General features: G+C 70.2%; 13 protein-coding genes. 4 read left to right on the forward strand and 9 right to left on the reverse strand.

Features of this window, described 5'->3' with window-relative positions; translation table 11 throughout:
* Positions 1–88 precede the first annotated feature (88 nt).
* The 8 genes from ASF49_RS05905 to ASF49_RS05940 form a co-directional block, all read right to left on the reverse strand.
* Positions 89–1,687, reverse strand: coding sequence for a sulfite reductase subunit alpha (locus ASF49_RS05905; RefSeq protein ID WP_056469265.1), 1,599 nt, complete (start codon positions 1,685–1,687; stop codon positions 89–91).
* Positions 1,684–3,474: a NirA family protein gene (locus tag ASF49_RS05910; protein WP_056469269.1), complete on the reverse strand. Its 1,791-nt coding sequence runs from the start codon at positions 3,472–3,474 to the stop codon at positions 1,684–1,686. Before ASF49_RS05910 ends, ASF49_RS05905 begins: the two co-directional genes overlap by 4 nt.
* 11 nt (positions 3,475–3,485) lie before the next feature.
* A complete protein-coding gene (locus ASF49_RS05915; RefSeq protein ID WP_056469272.1) occupies positions 3,486–4,709 on the reverse strand; it encodes an NAD(P)/FAD-dependent oxidoreductase in 1,224 nt (407 codons plus the stop codon).
* A 16-nt stretch (positions 4,710–4,725) separates the two neighbouring features.
* Positions 4,726–5,520 carry an ABC transporter ATP-binding protein gene (locus ASF49_RS05920; protein ID WP_056469275.1) on the reverse strand — a complete coding sequence of 265 codons (795 nt, stop codon included), beginning with the start codon at positions 5,518–5,520 and terminating at the stop codon, positions 4,726–4,728.
* Positions 5,521–5,532: 12 nt separating this feature from the next.
* Complete coding sequence (gene ntrB, locus ASF49_RS05925; RefSeq protein ID WP_056469278.1) at positions 5,533–6,414, reverse strand: nitrate ABC transporter permease; 882 nt, start codon at positions 6,412–6,414, stop codon at positions 5,533–5,535.
* Positions 6,414–7,703 (reverse strand): CmpA/NrtA family ABC transporter substrate-binding protein, encoded by a 1,290-nt coding sequence (locus ASF49_RS05930; protein WP_056469281.1) that lies wholly within the window; start codon positions 7,701–7,703, stop codon positions 6,414–6,416. Before ASF49_RS05930 ends, ntrB begins: the two co-directional genes overlap by 1 nt.
* A 411-nt stretch (positions 7,704–8,114) precedes the next feature.
* Positions 8,115–9,131 (reverse strand): CmpA/NrtA family ABC transporter substrate-binding protein, encoded by a 1,017-nt coding sequence (locus ASF49_RS05935; protein ID WP_056469284.1) that lies wholly within the window; start codon positions 9,129–9,131, stop codon positions 8,115–8,117.
* A gap of 13 nt (positions 9,132–9,144) precedes the next feature.
* Positions 9,145–9,732 (reverse strand): ANTAR domain-containing response regulator, encoded by a 588-nt coding sequence (locus tag ASF49_RS05940; protein WP_056469287.1) that lies wholly within the window; start codon positions 9,730–9,732, stop codon positions 9,145–9,147.
* 338 nt (positions 9,733–10,070) lie between these two features.
* Between ASF49_RS05940 and ASF49_RS05945 the strand changes: the two genes are divergently transcribed.
* From ASF49_RS05945 to ASF49_RS05960, 4 genes are all read left to right on the forward strand, one after another.
* Entirely contained in the window at positions 10,071–10,619 is a 549-nt protein-coding gene (locus ASF49_RS05945; RefSeq protein ID WP_156652879.1) for a hypothetical protein, read from the forward strand.
* Positions 10,620–10,764: 145 nt separating this feature from the next.
* Positions 10,765–12,669, forward strand: coding sequence for a glycoside hydrolase family 15 protein (locus ASF49_RS05950; RefSeq protein WP_056469292.1), 1,905 nt, complete (start codon positions 10,765–10,767; stop codon positions 12,667–12,669).
* Positions 12,670–12,720: 51 nt separating this feature from the next.
* Entirely contained in the window at positions 12,721–14,796 is a 2,076-nt protein-coding gene (tkt, locus tag ASF49_RS05955) for a transketolase (RefSeq protein ID WP_056469293.1), read from the forward strand.
* 107 nt (positions 14,797–14,903) lie between these two features.
* The gene (locus ASF49_RS05960) at positions 14,904–17,726 is read left to right on the forward strand and encodes a bifunctional transaldolase/phosoglucose isomerase (protein WP_056469294.1); all 2,823 of its coding nucleotides are present in this window, start codon (positions 14,904–14,906) and stop codon (positions 17,724–17,726) included.
* Positions 17,727–17,852: 126 nt separating this feature from the next.
* Here ASF49_RS05960 and ASF49_RS05965 read toward each other — a convergent pair whose 3' ends face one another.
* Positions 17,853–19,298 (reverse strand): helix-turn-helix transcriptional regulator, encoded by a 1,446-nt coding sequence (locus ASF49_RS05965; RefSeq protein WP_056469297.1) that lies wholly within the window; start codon positions 19,296–19,298, stop codon positions 17,853–17,855.
* Positions 19,299–19,426: the final 128 nt, after the last annotated feature.

A 19,426-nucleotide genomic window follows, 5' to 3' on the forward strand; every position in this document is an offset into this window, starting at 1 on the left:
TTCTTGTGGCGGCCTGGATGGGAGCAAGAGACGGGCCGAGGCGGAACGCCCACTCTCCCCCGCAGAGGGGGAGGGTCGGGATGGCGTGCTAGTACACGTCGGCCTGATAGCGACCCGTCTTCTTCAGATGGGCGAGGTAGGCCACGGCCTCGTCGGGGTTCTTGCCTCCGAACTGGCCGGCGACGTCGATGATCGCCCGCTCCACGTCCTTGGCCATGCGCTTGGCGTCGCCGCAGACGTAGAAATGCGCGCCGCCCTCGAGCCACTTCCACAGCTCGGCACCGTTCTCGCGCATGCGGTCCTGGACGTAGGTCTTCTCGGCGCCGTCGCGGGACCAGGCCAGCGACAGGCGGGTGAGGCACTTCTTGTCCTTCAGGGCGTTCAGCTCGTCCCGGTAGAAGAAGTCGGAGGCCTGCTTCTGGTGGCCGTAGAACAGCCAGTTGCGGCCCGGAGCCTGCGTGGCGTCGCGTTCGCGCAGGAAGGCGCGGAAGGGCGCGATGCCGGTGCCGGGGCCGACCATGATGACGTCCTTGCCCAGATCCTCCGGCAGGGCGAAGCCGTGGGCCTTCTGCAGGTAGACCTTGACCTTCATGCCCTCGGGGATGCGCTCGCCGAGATGGGTCGAGGCGACGCCGAGGCGCAGGCGCGAGCGGTGGCTGTAGCGCACCGCGTCGACCGTGAGCGAGACCCGGCCCGGATCGGCCTTGGGCGAGGACGAGATCGAGTAGAGCCGCGGCTGCAACTCGTCGAGCGCTTCCAGGAAGACCTCGGCATCGGGGCGTGCGCCGGGGAACTTGTGGAGCGCGCCGAGCACGTCGAGATGGGCGGCGTCGCCGTCCGGGTCCTCGCCGGCGGCCAGCGCCTGCGCCTTCCTGCGGGCCTCGCCCGAGGTGAGAAGCGAGAGCAGCTGGTAGAGTCCGTCGGGCGCGCCGCCGAGGGCATAGTCGGTCAGCAGCCGGTCGCGCAGGGTCTTGCCCCCGATCCTGCGTTCGGGCCGCGCGCCGAGCTCGGCGATGACCGCGTCGACCAGGGCCGGGGCGTTGGCCGGGAACAGCCCGAGGGAATCGCCGACCACGTAGTCGATCGGCGTGCCGGTGAGGTCGATCTCGATGTGCCAGGTCTCCTTCTCGCCGCCCGGCGCATTGAGGCGCGTGCGCGAGACGAAGGTCGCCTCCACGGGGTTCTCCCGGCAGTAGCCGAGGGGGCCGAGCTCGGGAGCGGCCTTGGGCGCGGAATCCTCGGACGTCTTCGGCGCGCCGCCACCGGCGCCGAACTCCTCTTCGAGCTTCTTCAGCATCCGGAGCGTGTCCTTGCCGCCGGGCTGGCACAGGTTCAGGCGCTCCTCGTTCTTGAGGAAGATGGCGTTCGCGTAGTCGGCGCAGTTGTAGCCGCACTGGCCGCAATCCTGCTGCGCCATGGCGGCCATCAGCTTCTGCGCCTCGGGCCGCTCCTTGGCCATCTCCATGCGCTCGGGCAGCGGCAGGGAGGGGTCGTGCCAGGGCGCATCGTCGTTGTCGGCGAGTTTCTGCGCGCCGCCCGGCGCGTCACCGGGCGCCAGCGCCGTGGCGCCCTCGACGGCGGGACCCAGCAGCGCCGCGAAGTAGCCCGAGAGCCAGGCGCGCTGGTCCGGGTCGAACGGGGCGGTCTCGGGGATGAGGACCAGGGGGGGCGTGACGTGCTCGCTCATGCGGCGGCCTTCAGGACGGGTTGCTCTTCGGCGATGTTGCGCAGGGATTCGGGGCCTGTGCGGGCGGTGAAGGCCTGGAAGCTCTCGTCCGGGCCGGTGCGCCGGGCGAGGTAGCTGCGCAGCAGGGCCTCGATGCGGGTCGGGCAATCCTCGGCCTTCACGGCCTTCCAGATCTCGGTGCCGATCTTCGGGGACTCGCCGAAGCCACCGCCGACGACGATGTCGTAGCCCTCGACGGTGTCGCCCTCCTCCGAGACCACGACCTTGGCCCCGATGAGCCCGATGTCGCCGATGTAGTGCTGGGCACAGGAATGATGGCAGCCGGTGAGATGGACGTTCACCGGCACGTCGAGTTCCTTCAGGTTCGCCTCGATGTAGTCGGCGATGACCAGGGCGTGGCCCTTGGTGTCGGAGGCGGCGAACTTGCAGCCGCGGTTGCCCGTGCAGGCGACGAGGCCGGCGCGGATGCTGGAGGCCTCCGTGGTGAGACCCAGGGCGGCGACCCGTGCCTGGACCTCGGCCACCTTGGCGTCGGGCACGCCGGAGAACAGGAAGTTCTGCCAGACCGTCATGCGGATGGCGCCGTCGCCGCACTCGGCGGCGATCTTGGCCAGAGCGCGCATCTGGTCGGTGGTCATCTTGCCCACCGGCAGGATCACGCCGATCCAGTTCAGGCCGTCCTGGACCTGGCGGTGGACGCCCACATGGGCGAAGCGGTCCATCGGTCCGCGCGGGGCCAGGTGGGCCGGGTCGACCCGGTCGAGCGTGTAGCCCAGCACCGCCTCGACGGCGGCGAGGTACTTGTCGAAGCCCCAGGCGTCGAGGACGTACTTCATCCGGCTCTTGTTGCGATTGGTGCGGTCACCGTTCTGGATGAAGACGCGCAGGATGGCGTCGGCGACCTTGTTGCAATCCTCCGGCCTCAGCACGACACCGGTGTCGCGGGCCAGATCCCGGTGGCCCGAGATGCCGCCCAGCACGAGGCGCATCCAGACGCCCGGGGCGACGCTGGCGCCCTCCAGCACCCGCACGGCCTGGAAGCCGATGTCGTTGGTCTCCTCCAGCACCGGCATCACGCCGCCGCCGTCGAAGGCGACGTTGAACTTGCGCGGCAGGCCGAACAGCGAGCGGTCGTTGAGGATGTGGTTGTGCCAGGACTTGGCGAGCGGGCGCGTGTCGAGGAGCTCCTGCGCGTCGACGCCGGCCACCGGCGATCCGGTGACGTTGCGGATGTTGTCGGCGCCCGCACCGCGCGCGGTGAGGCCGAGGTCGATCAGCCCGTCGAGGAAGGGCTGGCCGTGCTCCGGGGCGATCTCGCGGACCTGCAGGTTGGCGCGGGTGGTGACGTGGCTGTAGCCGCCGCCATGGGCGTCGGCCAGGTCCGCGATGCCGGCGAACTGCCAGTGGTGCAGGATGCCGTTGGGGATGCGCAGGCGGCACATGTAGGAATTCTGGGCGGGGGCCACCCAGAACAGGCCGTGGTAGCGCCAGCGGAAATTGTCCTCGGGCTTCGGACCCTTGCCCGTCGCGGCCTCCGCGATGAGCCGGTTGTGCCCGTCGAAGGGGTTCTCGGCCCGCTTCCACTTCTCCTGCTCGCAGAGCTTGCCGCCGGCCTTGATCGTGGCGTCCTGCGCCTTGATGTGGATCGCGTCCGGGCCGGTGGGCTCGGCCGGCGGGGCGGAGGCCCCGGTCCCGAGGGCGAGACCGCCGGTCACCCGCGCGGCGGCGATGCCGGAGGCGAAACCTTCGAGGTAGCGCTTCTGCTCGGCGTTGAATGCGTCGGCCATGGCTAGGCTCCTCACGCTGCGAGGGGTTGGGGTGCGGGCGCGACGGGACGCCCGAACATGAGATCGTCGCGATGTTCGGCGATGGAGGCGCCGGTGCGGATCAGCTCCTTGCACCAGCCCTGCTCGGCGATGTCGCCGACGAAGACCGCGCCGAGGAGGCGATCCTCGGCGACGACGAGCTTGCGGTAGAGGCCGAGGCCGGGATCCGACATCAGCACGGTCTCGGCCCCCTCCGGCGCCTCGATCTGGCCGGCGGAGAAGACCGGAAGTCCCGAGACCTTGAGGCTCGTCGACAGGGACGTGCCCGTGTAGGCCGCGTCCTCGCCGACGAGGTGGCGGCTCAGGGTCTCGGCCTGCTCGTAGGCGGGCTCCACGAGGCCGTAGACCATGCCGCGGTGCTCGGCGCATTCGCCCAGCGCGTAGATGCGGGCATCCGACGACTGCATCCGGTCGTCGACCTTGATGCCGCGCCCGGTCTCGATCCCGGCCTTCTGGGCCAGCCCCGCATTGGGACGCACGCCCACCGACATCACCACGAGGTCGGCGGGCAGCACGGTGCCGTCGGACAGGACCAGGCGCTCGACCCGGCCCGCGCCCTCGACCGCCGCGGTATCGGCCTTGAGCAGCACCTTCACGCCGCGCGCCTCCATGGCGCGCTTCACGAGGCCGGCGGCGGCGTGGTCGAGCTGGCGCTCCATCAGCCGGTCCATGACGTGCAGGAGCGTGGTCTCGACGCCGAGCCGCGCGAGGCCGACGGCGGCCTCCAGGCCGAGGAGACCGCCGCCGATGACGACGGCCCTGGCATGCGCGACGGCCGCCCTGCGGATGGCGGCGACGTCCGCGAGATCGCGGAAGGTGAGCACGCCGGGCAGGTCCATGCCGGGCTTCGGCAGGCGGATCGGCAGGGAGCCGACGGCGAGCACGAGCTTGTCGAAGGGCAGGACGTGGGTCTCCCCCACCATCACGAGAGCGTTCTCCCGGTCGATCTCGGTGACCGGCGCGCCGGTGATTAGGCGGATGCCGTGGCCCGCGTACCAGTCGAGGCCGCGGAAGGCGCAGCCCGCCTCGTCGACCTCGCCGCCGAGCAGCGAGGAGAGCAGCACGCGATTGTAGGCCGCCTGCGGCTCCGCCCCGACGACGGTGACGTCGTACAGGCCCGGCGCCCGTTCGGTGAGGCGTTCCAGGAAGCGCAACGACGCCATGCCGTTGCCGATCACCACCAGCCGTTCCCGCATCGTCCGAGACCCGTCCTCAGGCCGCGATGGCGGGCTTGGCGTGGCGCGCGTAGAGGAATTCGAGCACCTCGGCGCGGGCGTGCGTGTAGGTCGGGTCCTCCACGAGGTCGAGGCGGCGGCGCGGCCGCTCGAGGTCGACCCGCAGGATCTCGCCGACGGTGGCCGAGGGCCCGTTGGTCATCATCACGATGCGATCGGAGAGGAGCACCGCCTCGTCGACGTCGTGGGTGATCATGATCACGGCGTTCTTCAGCCGGGCATGGATGTCCATGAGCGAGTCCTGGAGATGGGCGCGGGTGAGCGCGTCCAGGGCCCCGAAGGGCTCGTCGAGGAGCAGGACCTTCGGCTCCATCGCCAGGGCGCGGGCGATGCCGACGCGCTGTTTCATGCCGCCCGAGATCTCGCTCGGGCGCCGGTCGGCGGCGTGGGTCATGTTCACGAGCGACAGGTTGTGGTCGATCCAGGCGTTGCGCTCGGCCTTCGACTTCTTGCCCTTGAAGACCTTGTCGACGGCGAGCGCCACGTTCTCGCGCACGGTGAGCCAGGGCAGGAGCGAGTGGTTCTGGAACACCACGGCACGGTCGGGACCGGGGCTGTTCACCTCCTTGTCCTCGAGGAGCACGCCGCCGGTGGAGGCCTTGAGCAGGCCGGCGACGATGTTGAGCACCGTCGACTTGCCGCAGCCCGAATGCCCGATCAGCGAGACGAACTCGCCCTTGTCGATCTTCACGCTGACGTCGCGCAGGACCTCGTTGGTCCGGCCCGAGCGGGTGAAGCTGATGCCGACGTTCTCGATGCTGAGATAGCTCATGGGAATCCCTCCTCAGGCCGTCGCGGTGCCGCGGGTGACCAGGGTGCCGACGAAGGCGACGAAGCGGTCGAGGATGAAGCCGATGATGCCGACATAGACGAGGGCGACGATGATCTCGGAGATGTGGGAGGAGTTCCACGCGTCCCAGATGAAGAAGCCGATGCCGACGCCGCCGATGAGCATCTCGGCCGCCACGATGGCGAGCCAGGACAGGCCGACGCCGATGCGCAGGCCGGTGAAGATGTAGGGGGCCGCCGAGGGCAGCATGATCTTGGCGAAGAACTCCAGCGGGTTCAGGCGCAGCACCGCCGAGACGTTGCGGTAGTCCTGCGGAATGTTCCGGATGCCCACCGCCGTGTTGATGATGATCGGCCAGATCGAGGTGATGAAGATCACGAAGATCGCCGAGGGCTGGCCGTCCCGGAAAGCGGCGAGGGAGAGGGGCAGCCAGGCCAGGGGCGGGATCGTGCGCAGCACCTGGAAGATTGGGTCGAGGCCGCGCATGGCCCATTCCGACTGGCCGATCAGGGTGCCGGTGAGGATGCCCACGATGGTGGCCAGGGCGAAGCCGAGGGCCACGCGCTGGATGCTGGCGGCGATGTGCCAGAACAGGCCCTTGTCGGTGCCGCCGTTGTCGTAGAACGGGTGGGCGATGATGTCCCAGGCCTCGGTGACGACGCGCGAGGGCGGCGGCAGGCCGGCGCCGGGGCGCGAGCACAGCATCTCCCAGATCACCAGGAACGCGATCAGCACCACGACGGGCGGGATCAGGTTCTTGGCGAGGTTCTTGGCGAGGGTGTTCAGGGTCGCCATCGTGACCAGGGGCGCGCGGGCGGGCTTGGTCGCCTTCGCGGCGGCGGCGGGACTGGCGGCGATGGTGGTGGTGTTGGCCATCACGCGATCCTCTTGATGCCGAGGCTGGACAGGTAGGCGGCGGGATCGGCCGGATCGAAGACCTTGCCGTCGAAGAAGGTCTCCTTGCCGCGCGAGGTGGAGGCCGGGACCGCGGTCACGCCCAGCGCCTTGGCCGCCTCGCGCCAGAGATCCTCGCGGTTCACCTTGGCGATGAGGGCCTTGGTGTCGGTCTGCGCGTCGAACTTGCCCCAGCGGATGTCCTCGGTGAGGAACCAGAGGTCGTGGGACTGGTAGGGATACGACGCGTTGTCGTTCCAGAACTTCATGATGTGCGGGCTGTTCTCGACCACGCGACCGTCGCCGTAGTCGATGGTGCCCTTGATGCGGCCGGCGACGTCCGAGACCGGCACGTTCATCCACTGGCGCTTGGCCGCGATGGCGGCGACCTCGTCCTTGTTCTCGGGCTTGTCGCACCATTGCTGGGCTTCGAGCACGGCCATCAGCAGCGCCCTGGTGGCGTTCGGGTACTTTTCCGTGAAGGAGGCCCGCATGGCGAAGGCCTTCTCGGGATGGTCCTTCCAGAGCTCGCCGGTGGTGAGCGCGGTGTAGCCGAGGCCCTGCTGCACGAGCTGCGCGTTCCACGGCTCGCCGACGCAGAAGCAGTCCATCGTGCCGACCTTCATGTTCGCCACCATCTGGGGCGGCGGCACGACGATGGTCTCGATGTCCTTGTCCGGGTCGATGCCGCCGGCGGCCATCCAGTAGCGGATCCAGAGATCGTGGGTGCCGCCCGGGAAGGTCATGGCCGCCTTCACCGACTTGCCGGCGGCCTTCTTCTTCTCGATCGCGGCCTTGAACACCTTCGCGTCGAGGGCGACCTTCTGGTCGAGGTATTCCTTGGCCACCGAGATGCACTGGCCGTTGGTGTTGAGACGGGCCAGGATCTGCATCGGCACGGGGACGTTGTTCTGCGTCACCCGTCCGGCCGAGATCAGGTAGGGCATCGGCGTCAGGATGTGGGCGCCGTCGATGCCGTTGCCCTCCGAGCCGAGGACGAGGTTGTCGCGGGTGGTGCCCCAGGACGCCTGCTTGAGCACCTCGACGTCGGGCATGCCGTGCTTGGCGAAGAAGCCCTTCTCCCTCGCCACGAAGAGCGGGCTCGCGTCGGTGAGCGCGATGAAGCCGAGCTTGGCTCCCTTCACCTCCGGGCCGGCGCCCTGCGCGAAGGCGCCGCCCGGCAGGGCGGTGCGGGCGAGGGCTGCCAGGGACAGGGTCGCGGCGGCGCCCTTCAGCAGATCACGGCGGTCGTTGCGGAAACCGTCAGTCATCGAACCCGACACCTTTGAAAGCATGGAGACCCGCCAAAGAAAAAACCGCCGACCAAGCACATCCATCGAACGCCGGATTGGCGTTCCGTGGGGGACTCGGGTCAGCGGCTCTGCCGACGGATAAGGCTCGTCATCGTTGGCGAGCCGTCCTGCATCTGCATGGGGCGTGCCAGGTCCGGCCCGCCAGTCGGATCAAGGCGATGCGGGTTCGATCGGAATCGTTCCAAGATCTTCGTGGCACAGGCTTTTGTCGAGAATGCCTCACCGCGCCCGGGTCTCTGCGCCGCCGTCGGAGCCTTCGGAGGCCTCCTTCGAAGGGCGCGCGCCATCGCGCGCCTGCCGTGCCGCGCGCCACTTGTCGCACTGCACAATCCGCGGGCAGGTTGCCGGTGCGGGAAGCAGGGCCCCGGCTCAGTTCCCGAAGGCCGCGGCGTAGAGGTCGGGCCGGTAGATCGCCCGCGCGCGCTCGGCCTGGGCCTGGGTCGCGGTGATCTGGCCGGCGGATTCCATCTGGCCGAGGATCCAGTCCGCGTGTCCGGGCGACGGCGCCGCCGCCTCCGCGCCGAACATCACGAAGCGCCCGGCGCGCCGCTCGGTTCCATCGGGGTCGACCACCACCGCGCCGGCCAGAGCCCGGCGGACGAGGCCCGGATCGATGCCGAGGTGGCCCGGATGGGCGAGCAGGCTCGCCAGCTCGCGGTGGTTCTCGGGCGCCGCGCACCAGTGCCCGGCCCGGTGCACCGCCCGGATCAGGGGCGCGCTCGTCTCCGCCGCGAAGGCCGGCAGGGCCAGCACCTTTTCCGGGCAATCGGGGGCGAGGTCGCAACCGAAGGCGGCGATGCGGCCGTAGCCCTCCGCCACCGCGACGCTGTTCCAGGGGCTCCCGACGCAGAACCCGTCGATCTGTCCCGAGCGCAGGGCCTCGGCGATCCAGGGCGGCGGGATCACCACCAGCCGGACGTCCGCGTCGAGGTCGAGGCCGCCGCGGGCCGCGAAGATCCGGAGCTGGTAGGTGTGGCACGAGAACGGGTGCACGGTGCCGAGCGTCAGGGGTCGACCCCGCGCGACCCGTCCGCGCGCGACACGGGCGAATGCGCGGGCGATCGTGTCGAGATCGTCGGCCTCAGGCGCCATCTCGGCCCAGAGCGGGCGCGAGACCGTGACGGCGTTGCCGTTGAGGCTGAGCCCGAGGGGCACGACCAGGTCGGTCTCGGGGCCGCTGATGCCGAGGGCGCTGGCGAGGGCGAGGGGCGCCAGCATGTGGGCCCCGTCGAGGTGGCCGAGCGCCAGCTTGTCCCGGAGCGTCGCCCAGGAGGGCTCGCTCACGAGGTCCACCGCCAGCCCCTCGGCCGCGGTGAAGCCGCATTCCACGGCGGCGATCAGGGGCGCCGCGTCGATGAGCGGGACGTATCCGAGGGCGAGTCTCATCCGCGCGGGCCCCTCATCCCAGGAGGTCCGCCGCGGTGACGATCGCGCGGGCGATGTCGGCGATCTTGCGCTTCTCGTTCATGGCCTTGCGCCGCATCGTCCGGTAGGCCTCCTCCTCCGAGAGGCCCTTGGCCGTCATCAGGATTCCCTTGGCCCGCTCGATGAGCTTGCGATCGGCGAGCTCGCCGCGTGCCTCCGACAATTCGCGCTGCAGGCGCGCGAAGGCGTTGAAGCGCAGGATCGCCACGTCGAGGATCGAACGGATGCGCTGGGGCTGGAGGCCGTCGACGACGTAGGCGGAGATGCCCGCATCCATCGCCGCCTGCATCATCGGCACGTCCGAGCGGTCGACGAACATCGCCACCGGCCGCTCCACGTGGCGCGACAGGCCCGACATCTGCTCCAGGATGTCCCGGCTCGGACTCTCCAGGTGGATCACGACCACGTCCGGGTTCAGGGCCGCCACGCGGGCCGGCAGGTCGGCCGTGTCCGGCAGGACCACGACGCGGGTGAAGCCCGCCGCCGTGAGCCCCTCCTCGAGGATCGCGGCGCGCGCCCGGCTCGGATCGATCACGGCGACGGTGAGGGTCGGCTCGGTCATCGGGGTCTGAGAATGGATCGGACTGGAGAGATGCGGCAGGTCGCTGCCGGGCTGAGGACTGCCATGTTCCGTCGGCGGACGACAGGAGGACCTGAGAGAAAATTTCCAGGCATGGCGCTTGCCCAGGCAAGCGCCATGCCTGGATAAGCGTCTAGCCAAGCGCCATACCCGGACGACCGTTACCGTCGGGAGAGGAAACAGCCCAGGTTCCGCCGCAAACGGACGGGCTAATGCCGTCGGCCATCGGACCGATCGTCGAATCACGTAGCGAGGTGACCCGAATGTCAGCGTGCACGCCCCCCGCTCCCTCGGCGTTCGACACGGGCACGGCGCGCGGCGTGACCCCGCCCCTCCTGCCCACCCTGATGATGGCGGTGATCCTCGGCGCCGCCTCCTATCTCTGTCATGAGCCCGCGGCCGTGGCGCCTCCCGCATCGGTTCCGGCGACGGCCGTCGCGGCCGCGCCCGAGGCCGAGGCCGAGACGCTCCACATCCCGGCGCCCCTCGCCTTCCAGACTCAGTTTCCGCTGGCGATGGTGGCCCAGGCGGAACCGGCGCCCGTCGTCCAGGCCCACCGGTCCACGCCCCGGACGGCGACCCGCCTGACGGCCCCCCGCCGGGTCGAGGCGCCCCGTGTCGCCGTCAAGACCTCTCCGGCGGACAAGCCGCTGCCCTTCGTGGCGGAGGTCGAGGCCGCCAGCGCCGTCTCCGACGGGGACGAGGGCGTGCTGCCGGAAGCCGCCCTGCCCTTCGCGCCGACGATCCGCGCCGTGACGCGCGCCAGCGCGGCGGCCGGTGCCTTCGTGGGTGCGCAGGGCGCGGCGCTGGGGGCCGGGACCGCCAGCCTCGGAGCCGCCGTGTCCGGCTGGGTCGAGCGCCTGCGCTGAGGCCGGTCACCGTTTCGCGCGGAATGCAGCCGGCAATTGCCTCGCCGACCCTGGACCCTGCCCCGTTCGGGGACTAGGTGGACGCCAGCGATGATGCACCGCCGCGCGCCGCGTGACGGCCGGCTGCGCGGACACGAGGACCTGGATGGCCGGACGGATCGAGGATTACGCGCTCGTCGGCGATGGCCGCACGGCTGCGCTGATCGCCCGCGACGGCAGCGTCGACTGGCTCTGCTGGCCCCGCTTCGACTCCGCCGCCTGCTTCGCCGCCCTCCTCGGCACCGAGGATCACGGCTACTGGAAGCTCGGCCCCGTCGAGGAGGCCACCACCACGCGCCATTACCGCGAGGGCAGCCTGGTCCTGGAGACCCGGCACGAGACCGCCGGCGGCAGCGTGCGGGTGACCGACTACATGCCCGCCAACGACGGCGCGCATCTCGTGCGGATCATCGAGGGCCTCGAGGGCTCCGTGCCCATGCGGATGCGGCTGCGCGTGCGCTTCGACTATGGGCTGGCGGTGCCCTGGGTCTCGCACAACGAACTCGGCGACCTGCGCGCGATCTCGGGGCCGCACAAGGTGGTGCTGCGCACCCTGGTGCCCACCCACGGGGAGGACCAGACCACCGTCTCCGACTTCACCGTGGCGGCCGGCCAGAGCGTGGCCTTCACCCTGAGCTACGGCGCCTCCCACGAGGACGACCCGGCGCCGATCCAGCCGCGCAAGGTGCTGTTCGAGACCGACCGTTACTGGCGCGACTGGTCGAGCCGGGCGGCCTCGGGCACACCCTGGGACGCGATCCTGAAGCGCTCGCTGCTCACCCTGAAGGCGCTGATCTACCAGCCCACCGGCGGCATCGTGGCCGCACCCACCACCTCCCTGCCGGAGGATCTCGGCGGCGTGCGCAACTGGGATTACCGGTTCTGCTGGCTGCGCGATTCCACCTTCACCCTCATCGCCCTGATGGATGGCGGCTACATCGACGAGGCCCGCGCCTGGCGCGACTGGCTGGTGCGCGCGGTGGCCGGCAATCCGGAGCAGGCGCACATCCTCTACGGCATCGCCGGCGAGCGCATGCTGCCCGAGATCGAGCTCGACTGGCTCCCGGGCTACGAGAACTCGAAGCCCGTGCGCATCGGCAACGCGGCGGTGGAGCAGTTCCAGCTCGACGTCTACGGCGAGATCTTCGACGCGCTCTACCAGGCGCGCCAGCGCGGTCTCCAGGGCGACGCGGATGGCTGGCGGGTCGGCGAGGCGCTGCTGCGCCACCTGGAGAAGGTCTGGTGCACCCCGGACGAGGGCATCTGGGAGGTCCGCGGAGGGCGCCGCCACTTCGTGCATTCGAAGGTCATGGCCTGGGTCGCCTTCGACCGGGCCATCCGCTCCTTCGAGGAGGCGGAGACCCGGGAGCAGGACGAGATCCGCACCACCGGCCTCAGCCATCGGCCGAGCCGCGCCCGCGACGTCCCGGTGGGACGCTGGCGCGAGATCCGCGACCAGATTCACGCCGAGGTCTGCGCCAAGGGCTTCGACCCGGAGCTGAACAGCTTCGTGCAGTCCTACGGCTCGAAGCGCCTCGACGCGAGCCTGCTTCTCATCGCCCATATGGGCTTCCTGCCCCAGGACGATCCCCGGGTGGTCGGCACCGTGGAGGCGATCGGGCGGACCCTGATGCGGGACGGCTTCGTGCTGCGCTACGACACCGAGAACCAGACGACCGACGGGCTGCCCGGCGACGAGGGCGCGTTCCTGCCCTGCTCCTTCTGGTACGCCGACAACCTCATCGGCCTCGGGCGCTGCGCGGAGGCGCGTGCGCTGATCGAGAGGCTGATCGGCGTCTGCAACGATGTCGGATTGGTGGCGGAGGAGTATGATGTGAAGGCCCGGCGCCTGGTGGGAAACTTCCCGCAAGCCTTCAGCCACGTCACGCTGGTGAACACCATTCTCAACTACAGCCGGGCCGAGGGTCCGGCCAAGGAGCGGAGCAGCGGCTCCGCGGATGCCGGATCCCCGGGTGCGGCTCCGCCCGCCCCCCAACGGCGCGACGCCTGAGCGTTCCGGACGCCCACGGCGAACAAGCCCAGAGATGAAGGACGACGAGCAATGAGCGGAGCAGACACCAAGCCGAACGCGGCCCTGAGCGAGATCGACAAGCTCAGCATCGACACGCTCCGGACGCTCGCCATCGACGCGGTGCAGAAGGCCAATTCGGGCCATGCCGGCGCCCCGATGGCGCTGGCGCCGGTGGCCTACACCCTGTGGAACCGCTACCTGCGCTACGACCCGGCGCACCCGCACTGGCCGAACCGCGACCGCTTCGTGCTCTCGGCCGGCCATGCCTCGATGCTGCTCTACGGGCTGATCCACCTCGCCGGTGTCACCGAGAAGGACGGCGGCAACGCACCCGCTCTGACCATCGACGACCTCAAGAACTTCCGCCAGCTCGACAGCCGGACCCCGGGCCACCCCGAGTACCACTTCACCACCGGCGTCGAGACCACCACCGGCCCCCTCGGCCAGGGCGTGGCGAACTCCGTCGGCATGGCGATGGGCGGCCGCTTCCTCGGCGAGCGCCTGAACCGGCCCGACCTGCCGCTGTTCGACTACAACGTCTACGCCATCTGCTCGGACGGCGACCTGATGGAGGGCGTCGCCTCGGAGGCCGCCTCCATCGCCGGGCACCTGCGCCTGTCGAACCTGTGCTGGATCTACGACAACAACACCATCACGATCGAGGGCCATACGGAATTGGCCTTCTCGGAGGAGGTCGCGGCCCGCTTCCTCGCCTATGGCTGGCAGGTCCTGCGCGTGGCCGACGCCAACGACGTCCACGCGGTCTCGTCCGCCCTGGAGACCTTCCTCCAGTCCAGCGATCGCCCGACGCTGATCGTCGTCAACTCGATCATCGGCTACGGCGCGCCCAAGAAGCAGAACACCGCCAAGGCCCACTCGGACGCCCTCGGCGAGGACGAGGTCAAGGGCGCCAAGCGCGCCTATGGCTGGCCCGAGGACGCGCAGTTCCTGGTGCCGGACGGCGTCCACGACAATTTCCGCAACGGCATCGGCAAGCGCGGCGCCGAGCTCTACGCCACCTGGGAGGGCTTCTTCCATGAGGCCAAGGCGGCGGACCCGACCCATGCCGAGGAGCTCGACGCGTATCTCGAAGGCCGGCTGCCGGACGGCTGGGACCGGGACATCCCGGTCTTCGCGGCGGACGCCAAGGGCCTCGCCACCCGGGAATCCTCCGGCAAGGTGCTCAACGCCATCGCGCAGCACGTGCCGTTCATGCTCGGCGGCTCGGCCGATCTCGCGCCGTCCAACAAGACCAACCTGACCTTCGAGGGCGCCGGCTCGCTCACGCCCTTCGAGCCGGGCGGGCGCAACATCCATTTCGGCGTGCGCGAGCACGCGATGGGCTCGATCGTGAACGGTCTCGGTCTCGTCGGCCTGCGCGCCTACGGCGCCACCTTCCTGGTCTTCGCCGACTACATGCGTCCGCCGATCCGCTTGGCGGCGCTGATGGAGGTGCCGGTCTTCCACGTCTTCACGCACGATTCGATCGGCGTCGGCGAAGACGGCCCGACCCACCAGCCGGTGGAGCAGTTGCTGACGCTGCGGGCGATCCCCGGCCTCGTCACCCTCCGCCCGGCGGACGCGAACGAGGTCGCCGAATCCTATCGGGTGATCATGGGCCTGAAGGACCAGCCGGCGGTGCTGGCGCTCTCCCGCCAGCCCCTGCCGACCCTCGACCGTACGAAGTACGCCCCCGCCTCCGGCACGGCGCGAGGCGCCTACGTGCTGGCCGATTGCGAGGGCACGCCGGAGGTCATCCTCATCGGCACGGGCTCGGAGGTCCAGCTCTGCGTCGGCGCCTACGAGGCGCTGAAGGCCGAGGGCGTGAGGGCCCGCGTCGTCTCGATGCCGTCCTGGGACCTGTTCGAGCGCCAGGACGAGGCCTACCGCAACAGCGTGCTGATTCCCGACGTGCTGGCCCGCGTCGCCGTCGAGCAGGGCTCGGTCATCGGCTGGGACCGCTACGCGGGCTCGGCCGGCACGATCATCGGCATGCACACCTTCGGCTCCTCGGCACCGATCAAGGACCTGCAGACGAAGTTCGGCTTCACCCCCGAGAAGGTGCTCCAGGCCGCCCGCGACCAGATCGCCCGGCACAAACGCTAGGGCTCACGAACGTGGTCCCCTCTCCCTTCATGGGGAGAGGGCACAACCGGTGATATCTATCGGCGACGCGGCTCCAGGCCCGGCGCCCGGACGACGAGGAGTTTTCCATGAACCCGCTCAAGGCTCTCTTCCCCGAACAGGGTCAGGCCGTGTGGCTCGATTTCGTCGCCCGGGGCTTCGTGGCGCAGGGCAAGCTCAAGGCCCTGGTGGACGAGGACGGCCTGCGCGGCGTCACCTCGAACCCCTCGATCTTCGAGAAGGCCATCGGCGGCTCCTCGGAATACGACGAGGCCCTGAAATCCGTGATGGACACGGGGGATGCCCGCGTCATCGACCTCTACGAGGGCTGCGCGGTGGCCGACATCCAGGCCGCCGCCGACGTGCTGCGCCCGGTCTACGACGGATCCGACGGCGCCGACGGCTACGTCAGCCTGGAAGTCTCGCCCTACCTCGCCCTCGACACCGAGGAGACCCTGGCGGAGGCCCGCCGCCTCCACCGGATGGTGGCCCGCGACAACCTGATGGTGAAGGTGCCGGCCACGCGCGAGGGCATCCCGGCGATCCAGGCCCTGACCGCGGAGGGCATCAGCATCAACGTCACGCTGCTGTTCTCGGTGGGCACCTACGAGGCGGTCGCCCGTGTCTTCATCGCCGGGCTGGAGGCCTTCGCGGCCAAGGGCGGCGACGTCTCGAAGGTCGCCAGCGTGGCGAGCTTCTTCATCAGCCGCATCGACGTGGCCGTCGACAAGGCCCTGGACGAGGCCGGCGGCTTCGACGACCTCAAGGGCAAGGTCGCCGTCGCCAACGCCAAGCTCGCCTACCAGCGCTACAAGGCCATCCATGCCGAGCCGGCCTGGCAGGCGCTCGCACGGAAGGGAGCCAAGGCCCAGCGCCTGCTCTGGGCCTCCACGGGCGTCAAGAACAAGGCCTATTCCGACGTGCTCTACGTCGAGGAGCTGATCGGCCCCGACACCGTCAACACCATGCCGCCGGCCACCATGGACGCGTTCCGTGACCACGGCACCGTCAAGGCCGCCATCGAGAGCGACGTCGCGGGCGCGCAGGCCGTGATGGCGCGCCTCGCCGAGGCCGGCATCGACATCGAGACGGTCGCCGACACCCTGGTCGACGAGGGCGTGCAGCTCTTCATCGATGCCGCCGACAAGCTCCTCGGCGCGGTGGCGGCCAAGCGGATCGACCTCCTCGGGCCCAAGCTCGACGCACAGACCCTGGTGCTGGGGGAAACGCTCGGTGCCGCCGCCAAGAAGGCGGTCGAGGAGTGGCGCGCGTCTGGCAAGATCCGCCGGCTCTGGGCCCACGACAAGACCGTCTGGAGCGGGGCCGACGAGGATCGCTGGCTCGGCTGGCTGCGCATCGTCGAGGACGAGTTGGAGCGCATCGCCGAATACGAGGCCTTCGCCGAGGAGGTTCGCGCGGGCGGCTTCACCGACGTCGTCGTGCTGGGCATGGGCGGCTCGAGCCTCGGCCCGGAGGTGCTCGCCGAGACCTACGGCAGCCGCGAGGGTTTTCCGACCCTGCGCATCCTCGATTCCACCGACCCGGATCAGGTCCGCGAGACCGAGGCCGCGATCCATCTGCCGACGACGCTGTTCATCGTGGCGAGCAAGTCGGGTTCGACCCTCGAGCCCAACGTCTTCCGCGACTATTTCCTCGGCCGGATGAAGGAGACGGTCGGCGCCGACGAGGCCGGCGCGCACTTCGTCGCCGTCACGGATCCGGGCTCGGCCATGGAGAAGGCTGCGCAGTCCGACGGCTTCCGGAAGATCTTCTACGGCGTGCCGCAGATCGGCGGGCGCTATTCCGTGCTGTCGGCGTTCGGCTTGGTGCCGGCGGCGGCCTCGGGCATCGACGTGAAGACCTTCCTCGACACCGCCCGGACCATGGTCCGCTCCTGCGGCCCGGCCGTGCCGCCGGCCCAGAACCCGGGCGTCCTGCTCGGCACCGCCCTGGGCGCGGCCGCGCTCACCGCCGGCCGCGACAAGGTCACGATCATCGCTTCGCCGGGCATCGACACCTTCGGCGCCTGGGCCGAGCAGCTCATCGCCGAATCCACCGGCAAGGCGGGCAAGGGCCTGATCCCCATCGACGGTGAGCCGGTCGACGTGCCCGCCGTCTACGGGCGCGACCGCTTCTTCGTCTACCTGCGCCTCGACGGACGCGCCGATCCCCACCAGGACGAGGCCGTCCGCAACCTCGAGCGCGAGGGGCATCCGGTGGCGCACATCACGCTCGCCAACGAGGAGCAGCTGCCGCAGGAATTCTTCCGCTTCGAGATCGCCACGGCGGTGGCGGGTGCGATGCTCGGCATCAACCCCTTCGACCAGCCCGACGTCGAGGCGAGCAAGATCGAGACGAAGAAGCTGTTCGACGCGGCCGAGAAGAGCGGCGCCCTGCCGGGCGAAACGCCGATCTTCGCCGACGCGACGATCGCCCTCTACGCGGATGCGGGCAATGCCGGCGCCCTGCCCCAGGCCACCGAAGGGCTGGAGGCGGCCATCGCCGCCCATCTCGCGCGGGCAAAGGACGGCGACTACGTGGCGCTGCTGGCCTACGTGGCGCGCAATCCGAGCCACCACGCGATCCTGCAGGAGGCCCGAGTGGCTCTGCGCGACAAGCGCCGCCTCGCGACCTGCCTCGAATTCGGGCCGCGCTTCCTGCACTCCACCGGGCAGGCCTACAAGGGCGGCCCCGAGACCGGCGTGTTCCTGCAGATCACCGCCGACCCCTCGGCCGATCTCGCGATCCCCGGCCGCAGCCTCGGCTTCGGCACGGTGGTGGCGGCCCAGGCCCGGGGCGACTTCGCGGTCCTGGCCGAGCGCAGGCGCCGGGCCCTGCGCATCCACATCAAGGGCGGCGGTGTCGAGCCCGGCCTGAAGCGCATCGCCGCCGCGATCCGGGCGGCGCTGTAGCGGCGGTCGCTGCGCGACGAACCCCCGCCCCGCCCGTTCCCGGCAGGAAACGGGCGGGGCGGCGCGTTGGCAGGCGATCCGAAGCCGTCGCCAGCGGGGGGCGGCCTTCGGATGCGAGGCCCTGGCCTAAGACGCGAAACCGTTGTCCCGGCCCCAGATGATCGCCTCGCCGCGGCGGTGAATGCCGAGCTTGCGGTAGAGCGCGGCGGTGTGGTTGCGCACCGTGTTGGGCGTCAGGCTCAGGCGCTTGGCGATGGCGCCATCGCCGAGGCCCTGGCAGATCAGGCGCAGCACCTCGCCCTCGCGGCGGGTGAGATCGGGCCTGACCGGCGCGGGCTCGGACGAACGCGGCTGGCGCAGGCTGCCGAGCTTCTCGATCAGGCCGCGGCTGAACCACGAGGTGTCGGCCATCACGGTCTCGATCGCGTCGAACAGTTCGCGCTCGGAGCGCTTGCGGTCGCTGATGTCCTGCAGCACCGCGAGGAGGCAGGCCTCGTCGCCGATGGTGACGCTCTCGGCCGAGACGAGGCAGTCGAGCTCCGCGCCGTCGCGGCTGCGCAGGCAGGCCTCGAATCCGAGGACGCTCCCCTGCGCGGAGAGGTCCGCCCCGAAGCGTTCGCGCTGGGCGTCGTCGGCCCACAGCCCGATCGCGTCGAGTTCCTGCCCGACGACCGCGTCCTCGTCGTGGCCGAAGGTCCGGCTGAAGGCCTGGTTGATCCCGATCACGGCGAGGCCGCCGGCCCGGCACAGCAGGGTCGGCACGGGCGTGAGGCGGAACGCCGTGGCGAAGCGCTCCTCGCTGTGGCGCAGGGCCGTCTCCGCCTTCTTGCGCAGTTCGAGATCCGCAAAGGTGAACAGCATGCAGGGCTCGTCGCCCATGTCGATGGGCTGGCCCGCCACGATGACGAACCGGGTGCCGCCGTCCGGCAGGCGCAGGCAGGCCTCCATCTGCGGGATCGTCTCGCCAGCATTGAGGCGGGCGATCGCGAGGTCCCGGCTGCGGGCTTCGTTCAGCACGTCGATCTCGTAGACGCTGCGCCCGATGACGTCGGCGCTGCGGTAGCCCGTCATCTCCAGGAAGCCGAGATTGACCTTGACGTGGCGCAGGTCCGACAGGCGGCAAATCACGGCCGGGGCCGGGTTGGCGCTGAAGGTCTTCTCGAAGCGCTCCTCGGCTTCGAACTGTGACGTCACGTCGGCCAGGATCAGCACGAGGCAATCGGGGACGCCGGCCGCGTCGGTGATGACGAGGCTTCGGATGCGCTGCATGGCGTTGAAATCAGGCCGGTCCGTTCGCCGGACGTTGACGATGACCTCGTCGAAGGTCTCGCCGGCCAGCACCCGCTCGATCGGGGTGCGGGTGATGACGTGATTGTTGCGGTAGCGCAGCACGAAGGTCTCGCGGAACGCCGAGACGGTTCCACCGAGCTCGGCGAGGTCGGCCGCCCCGTGCATCGCCAGGGCCGCCGCATTGGCCCAGGTGATGCGCTGATCGGGCTCGATGAGGATCACGCCCTCGGTGAGGCCGGCGATGATCTGGTGCAGCTGGGAACGGTCGACGCCCGTCGTCAAAGGTCTTGGCATCCTGTGTACAGAAGCGGCGCGGTCACCGGAGGGGACGCCCGGGTGCGACGGCGCCCCTCATGCGGGCCAGCCCGGCCGCCGAGGAACAAACGCGGGAGCGTCGGACTCGTTGCCGA

It is taken from the genome of Methylobacterium sp. Leaf104, assembly GCF_001422885.1.
GTDB lineage: Bacteria > Pseudomonadota > Alphaproteobacteria > Rhizobiales > Beijerinckiaceae > Methylobacterium.